The sequence below is a fragment of the Streptomyces sp. NPDC031426 genome (assembly GCF_055581585.1).
In genome coordinates, this window is the sequence record NZ_JBVIJE010000029.1 from 54,760 (window position 1) to 69,145 (window position 14,386).

The window sequence follows — 14,386 nt, forward strand, 5'->3', positions numbered from 1 at the left end:
CCGCGCCACACCCCCCTGCTCGTCCAGTATGGCGGCCTATCGCCCGACTTTGTATGGTGCCGGACGTGCCCCCGGTCCGAGCCGCGCCATGGCCCGCAGGATGTGTTTGGGCGGCAGTTGCCAGCGCGCACGTGCGGGAACGCACCGTAGCAGCGCGCCCGTGGCCCGCAGCCGACGGGTGACGACGGCGGGTGCGGGGGCCGGTCTGCCGTACAGCTGATGGGCGTACGGCGGCAGGGCGGCGTAGGCCAGTTGGGCCACGCGCCGCCACAACACCTCGCGCGCCGGGACGAGAAGGGGATGCGTCGGCGGTCGGAGCAGGAAGTCGTCCACCTCGCGTGCCTCGGGTCCCGCCGCCAGCTCGGGCCGTACCGTCTCGAAGTACGCGGCGAGTTGGGCCCGGCTCGCGGGTACGGTCTTCGGGTCGAGGCCCACCAGGCGTGCGCTGACCCGGTGTTCGGCTATGTACCGGTCGGCCTGGGCGTCCGTGAGCGGGAAGCCGGAGCGGCGCAGCACGTGCAGATAGGAGTCGATCTCCGCGCAGTGCACCCACAGCAGCAGCTCGGGTTCATCGACGCCGTACCGCTCTCCGGTCTCCGGGTCGGTCGCCGTCAGCAGGCTGTGGATCTTCCGTACGCGGGCGCCGGCGCGCTCGGCGGCCTCGGTCGTGCCGTAGGTCGTCGTACCGACGAAGTTCGCGGTGCGCATCAGCCGGCCCCAGGCGTCGCGCCGGAAGTCGGAGTTCTGCATGACGCCGCGCACCGCACGCGGGTGCAGGGCCTGGAGGTAGAGCGCGCGGACCCCGGCGACCCACATCATGGGGTCGCCGTGCATCTGCCAGGTCACGGAGCTCGGCGTGAACAGCCCAGGATCATCCATGCCCGCAGGTGTGACCACAGCCACTGGTTGTCACCTCTTGTCGCTGTCCGGCCGACGGTGCCGCGCGCCGGTCCCGGCAGCCACAACACCCCAGATTGACAGTGAACCATTCACAGCCGGGTCAGCCCATCAGCCACCGGCTTGCCGCGCCGGCGTCCCGGGCCGGGACGACGGCGTGTGACCGGGCTCGCTAGTTGGCACCAGGCCGCGTTCACGACCTGCACTGATGCCAAGTGGATTCAGCGGCCGGAGCCGCTGAATCAGCGAAATAGTTGGCACTTTGGTACAGCGCAGGTAATGAGGCGTGTGTCGCCATAGGGGGGCCAGAGGTCTTCGGCGGCGACAGCCTTGATATGAACGCGGCAACCACATCGCCGCTGGTGGTCGAGGGCGGCGAGGGCGCCGTCCGCTTCCTCTATGTGCCTGGTCAGTTCGGCGGCCCTGCGTTGCCGGGCCCGCTGCCGGGCAGAGCACCGATGAATGCGGGTTCCGGCTTGCTCCAGGTCCCGGTGGTCAGCCCGAGGCGCCAGGCTCCTTCGGCGGAGACGGCCGCGGGGTGGCCGCGGGGTGGCCGCGGGGTGGCCGCGGGGTGGCCGCGGGGGCAGGGTAGTGCCGTACGCGACACCGGCGAGGATGCGGGCCACGGCGTCGGCCGGTACGGGGATGTCCTCCTCGGGCTGCAAGACCTGGAGTTCGGCCTGCTGGCCCAGCGCGTGATTCATCCGCATCGAGTCCACACACGCGATCAGTTGGTCGAGCACGTGGGGGAACACACCCACTTGGGGGACGGACGCACCGTCGACGTTCACATCGCACGTCTGCGCCGAAAGCTGGGCGCGGCCCAACGGCAGCGGATCGTCACCGTGCGACGCGTGGGATACAAGTACGTGCCCGAGGCCTGACAGCCGTCCGGGGCGGTTCCGCGATCGGAACACCAGTCAGCGGTAATCCAGGTCGTCCGTGGTACTCGCGGGGGCGGTGGGCGGCTTCCGGCCGGGGCGGCGTACCAGCGCAGCGGTGCCCGCCACGGCGGTCGTTCGGCGACGCAGACGGCCAGGCCGATCTCGCCGCGGTCGACAGCATCCGTCAGCCGGGCCGAGCGGTCTATCCGCACCTGGACCTCGGCACCCGGACGCACTCCCTGCACGGCCTCGGTGAACACCGGGAGGATCCGCTTGGCACATCGAGCAGGTCGCCAATCAAGTCTCCGCTGCGTGTGAGCGATCCCCAGCGTCTGGGTAAACCGCTGACGTGCTGGGCCAATCGCCAGCGATCCCAAATATTGAGATGCCCATGTCCATCATGTGAATAGCATCTTGGGGTGGATGCCACCTTCTGCCACGATCCCTATCAGCCAGGTAGGAATACTAGGGATCGGGGGGTGGCCGTGGGAGCGCTCAGTTGCGCAGACCGGGCCCTGCCCGTGCTGACCTCGCGTCGTCACATCGACTTCGGCCGTACGTCCAGTTCCATCTGTCGGCCCTTCTGAGACCTCAGCACGCTGCTCCACCCTCCTTGATCACCCCTCCTTCCCTGAGAGGACACCTCCGTGTCTGCCGCAAGACCGCTCACCACCCTGCGCACCCTCGCCGTCATCGCAACGCTTCCGCTCCTGCTCACCGCATGCGGCTACGGCTCCAAATCGACCGACGACGGCAAGCAGACCCCGGCTGCCGCGGCAGGCGCCAAGAAGCTCTCCGCCGACGAGGTGAAGATCGGCTACTTCCCCAACCTGACGCACGCCACCGCTCTGGTGGGCGTCCAGGAGGGTCTGTTCCAGAAGGAGCTCGGCGGCACCACGATCAAGGCCTCGACCTTCAACGCCGGGCCGTCCGAGATCGAGGCGCTGAACGCCGGGTCCATCGACATCGGCTGGATCGGCCCCTCCCCCTCGATCAACGGCTACACCAAGTCGAACGGCAAGAACCTGCGCATCATCGGCGGTTCCGCCTCCGGCGGCGTGAAGCTCGTCGTCAACCCGAAGAAGATCAAGTCCCTGGACGACGTCAAGGGCAAGAAGATCGCCACCCCGCAGCTCGGCAACACCCAGGACGTCGCGTTCCTCAACTGGATCGCCGACCAGGGCTGGAAGGTCGACGCGGAAAGCGGCAAGGGCGACGTCTCCGTCGTCCGCAGCGACAACAAGATCACCCCGGACGCCTACAAGTCCGGCTCCATCGACGGCGCCTGGGTGCCCGAGCCGACCGCCTCCAAGCTGGTCGCCGAGGGCGGCAAGGTACTACTCGACGAGTCGGCCCTGTGGCCCGACAAGAAGTTCGTGATCACCAACATCATCGTGTCGCAGAAGTTCCTCAAGGAGCACCCCGACGTCGTCGAGGCCGTGCTGCGCGGCTCCGTGAAGACCAACGAGTGGATCAACGCCAACCCTGAGAAGGCGAAGGCGTCCGCCAACACGGCACTGGAGAAGCTGTCGGGCAAGGCGCTGCCCGCCGACGTCATCGACCCGGCCTGGAAGTCCATCACCTTCCTCGACGACCCGCTGGCCTCCACCCTCAACACCGAAGCGGAGCACGCGGTCAAGGCCGGTCTCCTGGACAAGCCCGATCTGAAGGGCATCTACGACCTCACCCTGCTCAACAAGGTCCTCAAGGCCCAGGGCAAGGGCGAGGTCAGCGACGCCGGTCTCGGCGCCCAGTAGCGACAACCGGATCCGACGAGTTCCCAGGAGGTGACGACCATGGCCACCACGATCGCCAAGGCTGCCGAGGACGCCACGACGGTGAGACACGCCGCCCGCATCGAGCACGTCTCGAAGTCCTTCCCCGCCCCGGGCACGCCCGGCGGACAGCAGCTCGTCCTCGACGACATCACGCTCGATGTCGCGCCGGGCGAGTTCGTCACCCTCCTGGGAGCCTCCGGCTGCGGCAAGTCCACCCTGCTCAACCTGGTCGCGGGACTGGACCGGCCGTCCACCGGCTCCATCGACACGGACGGCCGCCCCGCCCTGATGTTCCAGGAACACGCCCTGTTCCCCTGGCTGACCGCAGGCAAGAACATCGAACTCGCCCTGAAACTGCGCGGGGTCGCAGGGCCGGAACGCCGGCAGGAGGCGGAACGGCTGCTGGAACTCGTACGACTGCAGGGCGCGTACCGCAAACGGGTGCACGAACTGTCCGGCGGCATGCGCCAGCGCGTCGCCCTGGCCCGCGCGCTGGCCCAGGACAGCCGGCTGTTGCTGATGGACGAGCCGTTCGCCGCCCTGGATGCGATCACGCGGGATGTCCTGCACGACGAACTGACCCGCATCTGGCGCGAGACGGGACTGTCGGTGCTGTTCGTGACGCACAACGTGCGGGAAGCGGTGCGGCTGGCGCAGCGGGTGGTGCTGCTGTCCTCACGGCCGGGGCGGATCGCCCGGGAGTGGACCGTCGGTATTCCGCAGCCGCGCCGCATCGAGGACAGCGCGGTCGCCGAACTGTCCGTCGAGATCACCGAAGAACTGCGTGGGGAGATCCGCCGCCATGGCCAGCACTGACACCGGCGCCGACACCAAGAAGGACGGCTCCACGGCAGTCGGGGATCTCGAGGCCCCGAGTGATCTCGCGGGAGTGGAGGCCGGGCTCGACGCCCTGGACTCCGCGCAAACCGGCCGGACGCCGCTGCGCGAAACGTTGATCCGCAAGGTCCTGCCGCCCCTCACCGCCGTCGTACTGGTCCTGGTGGTCTGGCAACTGCTGGTGTGGGCGAACGTCGCCCCCGACTACAAGCTGCCCTCCCCGTCCGAGGTGTGGGGCGAGGTACGCGACGCCTGGGTCCAGGGCACGCTCCTCGGCTACATCTGGACATCCGTCTCGCGCGGTCTGCTCGGCTTCTTGCTGGCGCTCGCCATCGGTACGCCGCTCGGCCTGCTGGTCGCCCGGGTGGCGTTCGTCCGGGCGGCCATCGGGCCCATCCTGTCCGGCCTGCAGTCGCTGCCGTCGGTGGCCTGGGTGCCGCCCGCGGTGATCTGGCTGGGTCTGAACGACTCGATGATGTACGCCGTGATCCTGCTCGGCGCGGTCCCGTCCATCGCGAACGGCCTCGTCGCGGGCATCGACCAGATCCCGCCGCTGTTCCTGCGGGCCGGCCGGACGATGGGCGCGACCGGCCTGCGCGGGGCGTGGCACATCGTGATGCCGGGGGCGCTGCCCGGCTATCTGGCGGGGCTGAAGCAGGGCTGGGCGTTTTCCTGGCGGTCTCTGATGGCCGCCGAGATCATTGCTTCCTCGCCCGATCTGGGCGTCGGTCTGGGCCAGTTGCTGGAGAACGGGCGCAACAACTCCAGTATGTCGCAGGTGTTCCTGGCCATCTTCCTGATCCTGCTCGTCGGTATCGCCATCGACCTGCTGATCTTCAGCCCGCTGGAGCGGTGGGTGCTGCGCAGCCGCGGCCTGCTGGTCACCCGCTGAGCGAACGGATCCCGATCGACACGGAGTGCACGCCCTACCCCCTCAGCCACGCGCACACGGCACCGGCCCGCATAAGCATCATCGCCGCACGCGGGCCGGTGTTGTCGTGTGCGTAGGAGGCAGGTCCTGCCCGCGTTCAGGCGCGTAGTCAGCTGTGCGAAATCCCGCGCTGAGCGCCTCGTCGGCTCTCGTGGGCCGTAGGCCCCGGCGCTGGCAGATCTCCCTGTCTGTCCGACGAAACCCCAGTTCAGGCGGTCATCTGGTCATGTGTCAGGTGGCGCAACACTCCAGCAACACCGCTTTCCCTACCAGATAGGTATGGTCCGAAACATGTCACCCGCCGACCGCATCCGAGACCACGCCGGCCAGGGCGCGACCACCGTCGCCGCCCACCGTGCGCGGCGACGGCTGCGTGCGGACCGGGCTCGCCAGCTCGCCGACCTGCTCCGCCACCAGCTCCTGGCCGGGGGGTTCCCGGAGGGCGCGCTTCCTCACGAGACGACCCTCGCCACGGACTACAGCGCCTCCCGCAACACCGTTCGCCAGGCCCTCGACCTGCTGCGCGCCGAGGGCCTGGTCGAACGCCTCCCCGGCGTCGGCACGGTCGTCGTGGCCCAGAAGTATCCCCACGGACTCGACCGTCTGATGGGCCTCGCAGAAACCCTGCGCGAACACGGCCATGTCACCAACGAGGTCCGCACCGTGGGCCCCGCTCCCGCCCCGTCCCCGGTGGCCGACCGCCTGCACGTCCCACCCGGCACCGATGTCCTCTACATCGAACGTCTGCGCCGGCTGAACGGCCTGCCCCTGTCCCTCGACCTCACGTACATCCCCCTCGACATCGGCACCGCCCTGCTCGGCGAGGACCTGGAGAACACGGACATCTTTCGGCTCCTGGAGACGCTCACCGGCGCCCCTCTCGGTCACGCCGAGATCAGCCTTGAGGCTGTAAACGCCGACGCTCACTCCGCTGCCGTACTGCAGGCACCGCGCGGTGCGGCCGTCCTGATGCTGGAACGTCTCACGTACCTCGCCGACGGGCGACCCGTCGACCTGGAATTCATCCGCTTCCGCGGCGACCGCATCTCGATGAGCGGTCTGCTGCACCGGTCCCTGTAAACACCCCGCTCGCGCACATTCCTGGAGACAGCCATGCCTTTGGCGCCCCAGCGGGCCGACGTGCCCGTGACCATCGACGAGTCGAAGTGCATCGACGGGTGCACCCTCTGCGTGGACATGTGCCCGCTGGACTCCCTCGCCATCGACGAAAGCAACGGCAAGGCGTACATGCATGTCGACGAGTGCTGGTACTGCGGCCCGTGCGCGGCCCGCTGTCCCACCGGAGCCGTCACGGTCAACATGCCCTACCTGCTCCGGTGAAAGGCCGAACTCCTGTGAAACGCATGGCACTTGCTGTAGTCGCTGCCCTGCTCCTCGCGCCGCTCACCGGCTGCGGCGGCAACGCCGCGGCCGGCGCCGACGGCTCCACCGTCACGGTCACCGTCGGCTACCAGTCCAAGACCATCAACACGGTCACCGCGGGGACCCTCCTGCGCTCCCTCGGCTACTTCGAGAAGCAGCTGAACTCCCTCCACGACGGCCGCACCTACAAGGTCGACTGGCAGGACTACGCCACGGGCGCCCCCATCACCGCCCAGATGACCGCAGGGAAGATCGACATCGGCTCGATGGGCGACTTCCCGCTGCTCATCAACGCCGCCCGAGGCAAGCAGCTCGGCCGCCCCACCCACCTGGTCTCCGTCACCGGCTACAACCTCCGCGGCGGCCTCAACACCATCGTCACCGCACCGGACTCCAAGCTCACCTCCCTCGAGGACCTCAAGGGCAAGAAGGTCTCCGCGAGCGTGGGCTCCGCCGCCGACGGCACCCTCGTACGGGCCCTGCAACGCGCCGGCATCGACCCGAACGACGGCATCGAGAAGCTCAACCAGCAGCCTGCCGTGGGCGCTTCGGCCCTGACGGCGGGCAGTGTGGACGCGCTGTCGCAGTTCGTCGCCTGGCCCGGCCTGCTCACCGACCAGGGCAAGGCGAAGGCCCTCTACGACGGCGCCCAGCTGAACCTGCCCACCTTCCACGGCGTCACCGCCCGCGAGGACTTCGCCAAGAACCGCCCGGCCGTGCTGGAGGCATTCCTCAAGGCCCAGGCCGAGGCCACCGACTACCTCAACACCCATCCCGTGGCCGCCGCCGAGAAGGTCGCGAAGGTCACCGGCCTGCCCGCCGAGGTCGTCTACCTCTACAACGGCGCCCACGCCATCTCCACCTTCGACCCGGCCGTCAAGCCGCAGCTCGTCTCCGCGCTGAAGCTGGACGTGTCGGTCCTGAAGGCGGCGAAGCTGACCGGTGATGTGGACGTGGACTCCTTCGTCGACGACGAGTACGTGAGGAGAGCCCTCGGCACGTCGTACGACAAGCAGCTCGCCGCCACTCCCCCGGCGGCCGCGAGCGAGGCATGGCCGAAGGGCGCCGAGGAGACCAAGGCCTTCAAGTCCCCGGCGGAGCTCCTGACGTACGTGGCCGCCCACCGGGACGGCATCCGCGCCGCCTACGTGCCCGACGCCACTACCGGCACCCTGTGGTTCGCCGACAAGGCGGTCTGGGTGACCGACGGCGAGAAGCTCCTGCCGTTCGTCGCCCCGGCGACCGCGCAGGCGTATGTCTCCGCGCACGGCGGTGCCCGTGTCATCACCTACGCCGAAGCGCTGGAGCGTGCCGCATGAGCCGGCCCGCGCCGCGAGCGGGCCGCTCCCGGCGGCCTCTCCCGCCGATCGGCCGGTATGCGCTGCGGGTGGCCGCCGTCGCGGCCGCCCTCGGCCTCTGGCAGCTGCTGACCAGCCTGGACGTCGACCTGTGGCTGCGCTTCTCGCAGTTCCCCACCGTCACCGACGTGGCCCACGCCTTCGCCGACCGCCTGTCCGGGGCGGACTACTGGACGGACCTCACCGACAGCCTGAGCCGCATCGTCACCGGCTTCCTGCTGGCGGCGGTGCTGGGCGTGGCGGGCGGCGTGCTCGTGGCCCGCTCGCCACTGGCCGAGGACCTGCTGGGCCCCCTGCTGGAAGTGGTCCGCCCGATCCCGGCGATCGCCCTGGTGCCCGTCGCGATCCTCCTCTTCCCCTCCAACGAACAGGGCATCGTCTTCATCACCTTCACCGCGGCCTTCTTCCCGGTCCTGGTCTCCGCCCGGCACTCCGTCCGAGCGCTGACCCCCGTGTGGGAGGAGGCCGTGCTCACGATGGGCGGCGGCCGGTGGCGCATCCTCGGCTCGGTCGTCCTGCCGGGCGCGCTGCCCGGCATCTTCGGCGGTCTGTCGGTCGGCATCGGCGTGTCGTGGATCTGCGTGATCTCCGCCGAGATGATCTCGGGCCAGTACGGCGTCGGCTACCGCACCTGGCAGGACTACACGATCGTCAACTACCCCGGTGTGTTCGTCGGCATGGTCACGATCGGCGTCCTCGGCTGGCTCACCTCCACGGCGGTGGAGCTGTTGGGCCGACGCCTGACCCGCTGGCTGCCCCGCACGTCATACGTCCCCGGAACCCGGCCGACGGCACCGCGCACGCGCCCGCCCGCCCGGCCGGCCCCCGCCGCCGTACCCACCGACCAGCCCTCCGACACCGAGGAGGCACGCGATGAGCACCTCGTCTGACACCAAGCCCGAACTCCGTTCGGTGGACCAGGCGCCGTCGTCCGCACGCGGCACCCGGCTCACCCTCCACGCCGCCACGCTCGGCCGCCCCGAAGCGCCTGTGCTGGCCGACGTCGATCTGGACGTCGCACGGGGTGAGATCCTCACCGTCGTCGGACCGTCCGGATGCGGCAAGTCGACCCTGCTGCGCAGCCTGGCGGGTCTGCTGCCCCCACTGGCCGGAGAGATCGGCCAGGACGGGCACCCTCTGGTGGGCCCCTCGGCCGAACGCGCCCTGATCTTCCAGGAGGACGCCCTCCTGCCCTGGCGCACCCTGCGCGCCAACGTCGAACTCCCGCTCGCCATCCGCCGCGTCCCGCGCTCCGAGCGCCGCGTCCAGGCCGAGGAGTGGCTGGCCCAGGTCGGACTCGCCGACCAGGCCCGCCAGTTGCCTCACCGCGTCTCCGGCGGGCAGCGCCAGCGCGCCCAGTTGGCCCGCGCCCTGGCCGGGCGTCCGCGCGCCGTCCTCATGGACGAACCGTTCGGCGCCCTTGACGCCCAGACCCGGGCCGGCATGCAGGACCTGCTGGTGGAGGTGCTGCGGGGCACGGGCGCGACCGTCGTCTTCGTCACCCATGACGTGGACGAGGCCCTGTTCCTCGGCGACCGCGTGACCCTGCTCGGCACCGGCCGCCTGCTCGCCGTGCGGGACGTGCCGCACCCGCGAGACCGTACGGCCCACGGGGACCCGGCCCGCGTGGCCCTGCGCCGCGACGTCCTCACCTCGCTCGACACGTGAAAGGCAGCCCGGTGAACCCCCGCGCGAACACCCCCTCCGAGACCCTGCGGATCCCCGCTCTCACCGACGCCGAGGAACTGGTCTGCGACGTCCTCGTCATCGGCGGCGGCACCGCCGGCACCATGGCCGCCCTGACCGCCGCCGAGCACGGCGCGAGCGTCCTCCTCCTGGAGAAGGCGCACGTCCGCCACTCCGGCGCCCTCGCCATGGGCATGGACGGCGTCAACAACGCGGTCATCCCCGGCCGCGCCGAACCCGACGACTACGTCGCCGAGATCACCCGCGCCAACGACGGCATCGTCGACCAGTCCACCGTCCGCCAGACCGCCAACCGCGGCTTCGCCATGGTGCAGCGACTGGAGTCGTACGGCGTGAAGTTCGAGAAGGACGAGCACGGAGAGTACGCGGTCCGGCAGGTGCACCGGTCGGGTTCGTACGTGCTGCCGATGCCGGAGGGCAAGGACGTCAAGAAGGTCCTGTACCGGCAACTGCGGCGGCGCGAGATGCGGGAGCGGATCCGCATCGAGAACCGGGTGATGCCGGTGCGGGTGCTGACGGCGGGCGGGGGCCGGCGGGCGGTGGGGGCGGTCGGCTTCAACACGCGCACGGGCGCGTTCGTGGTGGTCCGCGCGGGCGCCGTGATCCTGGCGACCGGCGCCTGCGGCCGCCTCGGCCTGCCCGCCTCCGGCTACCTCTACGGCACCTACGAGAACCCCACCAACGCCGGCGACGGCTACGCCATGGCCTACCACGCGGGCGCCGAACTCACCGGCATCGAGTGCTTCCAGATCAACCCACTGATCAAGGACTACAACGGCCCCGCCTGCGCCTACGTCGCCAACCCCTTCGGCGGCTACCAGGTCAACCGGCACGGCGAACGCTTCGTCGACTCCGACTACTGGTCGGGCCAGATGATGGCCGAGTTCGCCGCCGAGATCGCGAGCGACCGGGGCCCGGTCTACCTGAAGCTGAGCCACCTTCCAGAGGAGTCGATCTCGGCCCTGGAGTCGATCCTTCACTCGACCGAGCGCCCCACCCGTGGCACCTTCCACTCCGGCCGCGGCCACGACTACCGCACCCACGACGTCGAGATGCACATCTCGGAAATCGGCCTGTGCGGCGGCCACTCCGCCTCCGGCGTCCGCGTCGACGACCACGCCCGCACGACCGTCCCCCGCCTGTACGCCGCCGGAGACCTCGCCTGCGTGCCGCACAACTACATGATCGGCGCGTTCGTCTTCGGGGACCTGGCCGGAGCGGACGCGTCCCAGTACCAGGCCTACGAGGGCGAGTTGCCCGAGGACCAGCTGCGCGAGGCGCACGAGCTGATCTACCGCCCGCTGCGCAACCCGGACGGCCCACCGCAGCCCCAGGTCGAGTACAAGCTGCGCCGCTTCGTCAACGACTACGTGGCCCCACCGAAGTCCGGCGCCCGTCTCTCCCTGGCCCTGGAAGCCTTCGAGCGGATGCGGGACGACATCGCCGCGATGGGCGCCCGCACCCCGCACGAACTCATGCGCTGCGCCGAGGTCACCTTCATCCGCGACTGCGCGGAGATGGCCGCACGCGCCTCCCTGGCCCGCACCGAGTCCCGCTGGGGCCTCTACCACGACCGCATCGACCACCCGCGGCGCGACGACGCGTCCTGGTTCCACCACCTCGACCTGTACAAGTCCCCCTCTGGCACTATGGAGTTCACGGCCCGTCCCGTGGCTCCCTACCTGGTCCCGGTCGACGGCTTCGCCCCGGCCGGCGGCCCCTCCCGGCACGTCGGTGAGGTCCACCCGGAACATGTGGCGACGGCAGGGGCCCGGGAAACGGCGCCGGTGGCGTTGCGGCAGGAACCCACCGCGGCAGACACAGCCGCCCGTCCCCGGGCCGACGCGGACGCGCAGGCCACACCTCGCCTGCTCGAACTCCTCGCTCTCGCAGAGGACGAGCCTGATCTCTCCGCGCTCAACGACTACTTGACGGACCCCGATCCCAGCGTGCGCCGGACGGCCGTCACGGTCCTGACGGAGATCCTGCCGCCGGGCACCGGACCGGCTCTGGCTTCGGCGCTCAAGGATCCCGACGCCGGCGTCCGCGCCGCCGCAGTCGCCTCACTGCGCGAACTGGTCGAGACGCTGCCGCCGGAACCGGCCCTGCGCGACGGCCTCGCCGCCGCCCTGTCCGGGGCCGACCCCGCCGTCCGTGCCGCCGCACTGGACGCGCTGCGTGCTCTGCGGCTTGGTGACGCCGAGTTGTTCGCGCACTCCCTGTCGGATTCCGACATCGCCGTACGTGTGGCGGCCGTGCGCGCGCTGGTGTCGGTCGACGCCTCGGTGGAGTTGGCCCGCGCGGCGGCCGTCGATCCGTCCCGCGAGGTCCGCGTCACGATCGCCAAGGCCCTGGCCACCATGGGCACAGGCTCGGACATGGTCCGCTCGGCCCTCGCCGCGCTGGTCGACGATCCCGACGCCTTGGTACGGGGGGCCGCCTACGCGGCTCTGGGCACGACGGGTTGCCCGGCAGCCCTGGCCACACGCGCCGAGGCGGCCCTGTCAGACCCGGCATGGCAGGTCCGGGCCGGCGCCGCCACCGCTCTGTCCGGCGCAGACTCCGATCTGGCCGTCCCGGCCCTCGCCAAGGCCCTCACCGATCTGAACGCCGACGTCCGCAAGGCCGCCGTACTGGCCCTGACCCGGCACCGTGCCGTCGAGGACGCCCGAGCCGCCCTGGCCACCGCGACGACGGACTCGGACGCGGACGTCAGGGCCTATGCGGCGCGGGCACTGTGACCGCGACCTGCCGTGCGGCCAGGAGGCGTCCCGTGTTCGGCAGGACGTGCCGTGCCGCGTTCGTGCCGAGCGTGATCCCCGCCTCGTCGGCCGACCTCATGTGGATACCGGAGACCACCCGGGCGTCGACGTCTCGTCCGAGAGCTGCTTCCAGGCGGTGTAGGTCCGGGTCACGCCCGGCGCGGAGGGGCTGGTCAGTGCGAACGGGGCGGTACGCGGACCTGCGAGCGCCGACAGGACGGTCTGCGCGGCGTCCGCGTCTCGATGAGCTTGTCCATCTCGGAGTTCTGCTCGTTTCGTTCACCGGACGTCGGTCAGGGATTCGTCCACGCCTCGGGGTCCGACGCGAGGCTCAGGACCTCGTCGGGCAGCTTGGCCGCGGCCACGTGGGCCAGGGTGACCTCGCCGAGGATTTTGCGGACGTTGGCGCGCACGGCGATCCACAGCGGCAGCAGCGACTCCGCGGGACCGCAGTAGGAGAGCTCGGGTGGGCGCACTCCCCGCACCGAGACCAGGGGGCCGTCCGCCACGCGGATGACGTCGGCGATGGCGATCGACTCCGCCGGGCGGGCGAGCCGGTAGCCGCCCTTGCCGCCCCGCTGGCTGACCACAAGACCGCCCCGGCGCAGGTCGCCGAGGATGCCCTCCAGGAATTTGTGCGGGATGCCCTGCGCCGCGGCGATCGCCTCGGCCTTGAGCGAGGCCTCACCCCCTGCTGCGGCCAGCTCCAGTGCCGCCCGCACCGCATAGTCCGCCCGCGCCGAGATCCGCATGCCGCGATTATCCATCACTGTCGTGTCCGCCACCGCACCGGTCGCCCTCCCGGTCAGGCTGGAAGCACGAAGGGTGGGTGCGCGCCGTTGAGGAAGTAGTCGCCCACCTCGCGCAGTCTGTGGGCGGCCGGCTCGCGCAGGGTGTGTGTCCTGGCGTTGCGCCAGAAGCGGTCGAAACCGTGCCGCGCGGAGGCGGCGTCGGTGCCGATGACGTCCAGGGCACGGGTGGTGACCTCCTGCGCGGCCCGGGAGGCGGCAGACTCGGCCACGCTCGCGAGGACGGCGATCTCCGCGCACTCCTCGTCGTCGAGATCCTCGCCCTGCACGAAGCCACGCACCAGGGCATCCACCGCCTGCTCGGCGAGGGCGGACGCGGCACGTGCGACGACAGTGAGCTCGCCGTACACAGTCAGCGCGTACGGATCTTGCGGCGGGCCGCCCGGCCAGGGCTGAGGCGAGAACGGCTGCCAGGAGGACCTCATGCCCCTTCCGCACTCGCGAACCTCGGCCAGCAGGCCCTCTGCCACGCCAAGACAGAACTGGACGGAGACCAGACGTGCGGCCGGCGCGGCCAGCGAGGCGAAGGGTGACAGGACGCACTCGTCCGGCGAGAGGGAGCCGAGCACATCGTCGGCCGCGACCGGCACGGAATCGAACTCCACGCCGCCACCGGCCGCCAGCCGCTGGCCGAAGGCGTCCCCGCTGCTGCCGCTCACGACGCCCGAGCGGGCGGGGTCGACCAGGACGGCCAACGGCTCACCGGTGCCGTACTTGGCGGCTCGAACCACCAGCCGGTCGGCGATCCCTACTCCGGTGGCGTACCTCTGGTAGCCGCTGAGCAGATAACCGCCCGGCGTGGGGGTCAGGATGAGTGGTGGTTCGTCCGAGGCGATACCGCCTCCCCAGCACCACTGCCCCGCCGTCGACTCCCGCTCGATGCGGGCGGCACGGGTGCGGTCGGCGAAGAACCGGGCGCTGCAGGACAGGAAGTAGTGGTTGCCCAGCAGGTGGCCGATGGCCCCGTCGGCCAAAGAGCCCGGAGTCGGACACCTCGTCGTAGACCTCCGAGATGTTCCGGGCCGCGTACCGCTCACGCA

At 70.5% G+C, this 14,386-nt stretch carries 13 protein-coding genes; 10 read left to right on the plus strand and 3 right to left on the minus strand.

The features are described 5' to 3' along the window. Positions 1-36: 36 nt before the first annotated feature. Entirely contained in the window at positions 37-879 is an 843-nt protein-coding gene (locus ACZ5NH_RS37345) for an oxygenase MpaB family protein (protein ID WP_388634103.1), read from the minus strand. A gap of 353 nt (positions 880-1,232) precedes the next feature. On the opposite strand from ACZ5NH_RS37345, the gene ACZ5NH_RS37350 reads away from it, so the two are divergent. From ACZ5NH_RS37350 to ACZ5NH_RS37395, 10 genes are all read left to right on the plus strand, one after another. Then, positions 1,233-1,781, plus strand: a complete 549-nt coding sequence (locus tag ACZ5NH_RS37350) for a winged helix-turn-helix domain-containing protein (RefSeq protein WP_468781739.1) — start codon at positions 1,233-1,235, stop codon at positions 1,779-1,781. Positions 1,782-2,428: 647 nt separating this feature from the next. Then, a complete protein-coding gene (locus tag ACZ5NH_RS37355; protein WP_468781741.1) occupies positions 2,429-3,538 on the plus strand; it encodes an aliphatic sulfonate ABC transporter substrate-binding protein in 1,110 nt (369 codons plus the stop codon). Positions 3,539-3,577: 39 nt separating this feature from the next. Beyond that, positions 3,578-4,375, plus strand: coding sequence for an ABC transporter ATP-binding protein (locus ACZ5NH_RS37360; protein ID WP_468781743.1), 798 nt, complete (start codon positions 3,578-3,580; stop codon positions 4,373-4,375). Then, entirely contained in the window at positions 4,362-5,288 is a 927-nt protein-coding gene (locus tag ACZ5NH_RS37365; protein ID WP_468781745.1) for an ABC transporter permease, read from the plus strand. Before ACZ5NH_RS37360 ends, ACZ5NH_RS37365 begins: the two co-directional genes overlap by 14 nt. A gap of 330 nt (positions 5,289-5,618) precedes the next feature. Beyond that, positions 5,619-6,407, plus strand: coding sequence for a GntR family transcriptional regulator (locus ACZ5NH_RS37370; protein ID WP_468781747.1), 789 nt, complete (start codon positions 5,619-5,621; stop codon positions 6,405-6,407). A gap of 33 nt (positions 6,408-6,440) precedes the next feature. Further along, on the plus strand, positions 6,441-6,668 hold the full coding sequence (locus ACZ5NH_RS37375; protein ID WP_010986276.1) for a 4Fe-4S dicluster domain-containing protein: 228 nt from the start codon (positions 6,441-6,443) through the stop codon (positions 6,666-6,668). A gap of 23 nt (positions 6,669-6,691) precedes the next feature. Continuing rightward, complete coding sequence (locus tag ACZ5NH_RS37380) at positions 6,692-8,029, plus strand: ABC transporter substrate-binding protein (RefSeq protein WP_468781749.1); 1,338 nt, start codon at positions 6,692-6,694, stop codon at positions 8,027-8,029. Continuing rightward, positions 8,026-8,958 (plus strand): ABC transporter permease, encoded by a 933-nt coding sequence (locus ACZ5NH_RS37385; RefSeq protein ID WP_468781751.1) that lies wholly within the window; start codon positions 8,026-8,028, stop codon positions 8,956-8,958. The genes ACZ5NH_RS37380 and ACZ5NH_RS37385 overlap by 4 nt, the downstream gene beginning before the upstream one ends. Continuing rightward, positions 8,942-9,736 (plus strand): ABC transporter ATP-binding protein, encoded by a 795-nt coding sequence (locus tag ACZ5NH_RS37390; RefSeq protein WP_468781753.1) that lies wholly within the window; start codon positions 8,942-8,944, stop codon positions 9,734-9,736. Before ACZ5NH_RS37385 ends, ACZ5NH_RS37390 begins: the two co-directional genes overlap by 17 nt. An 11-nt stretch (positions 9,737-9,747) precedes the next feature. After that, positions 9,748-12,516 (plus strand): fumarate reductase/succinate dehydrogenase flavoprotein subunit, encoded by a 2,769-nt coding sequence (locus ACZ5NH_RS37395; RefSeq protein ID WP_468781755.1) that lies wholly within the window; start codon positions 9,748-9,750, stop codon positions 12,514-12,516. 314 nt (positions 12,517-12,830) lie between these two features. Here ACZ5NH_RS37395 and ACZ5NH_RS37400 read toward each other — a convergent pair whose 3' ends face one another. After that, positions 12,831-13,289 (minus strand): RrF2 family transcriptional regulator, encoded by a 459-nt coding sequence (locus ACZ5NH_RS37400; RefSeq protein ID WP_451555736.1) that lies wholly within the window; start codon positions 13,287-13,289, stop codon positions 12,831-12,833. Positions 13,290-13,342: 53 nt separating this feature from the next. Then, positions 13,343-14,320, minus strand: coding sequence for an acyl-CoA dehydrogenase family protein (locus ACZ5NH_RS37405; RefSeq protein WP_468781757.1), 978 nt, complete (start codon positions 14,318-14,320; stop codon positions 13,343-13,345). Positions 14,321-14,386 lie beyond the last annotated feature (66 nt).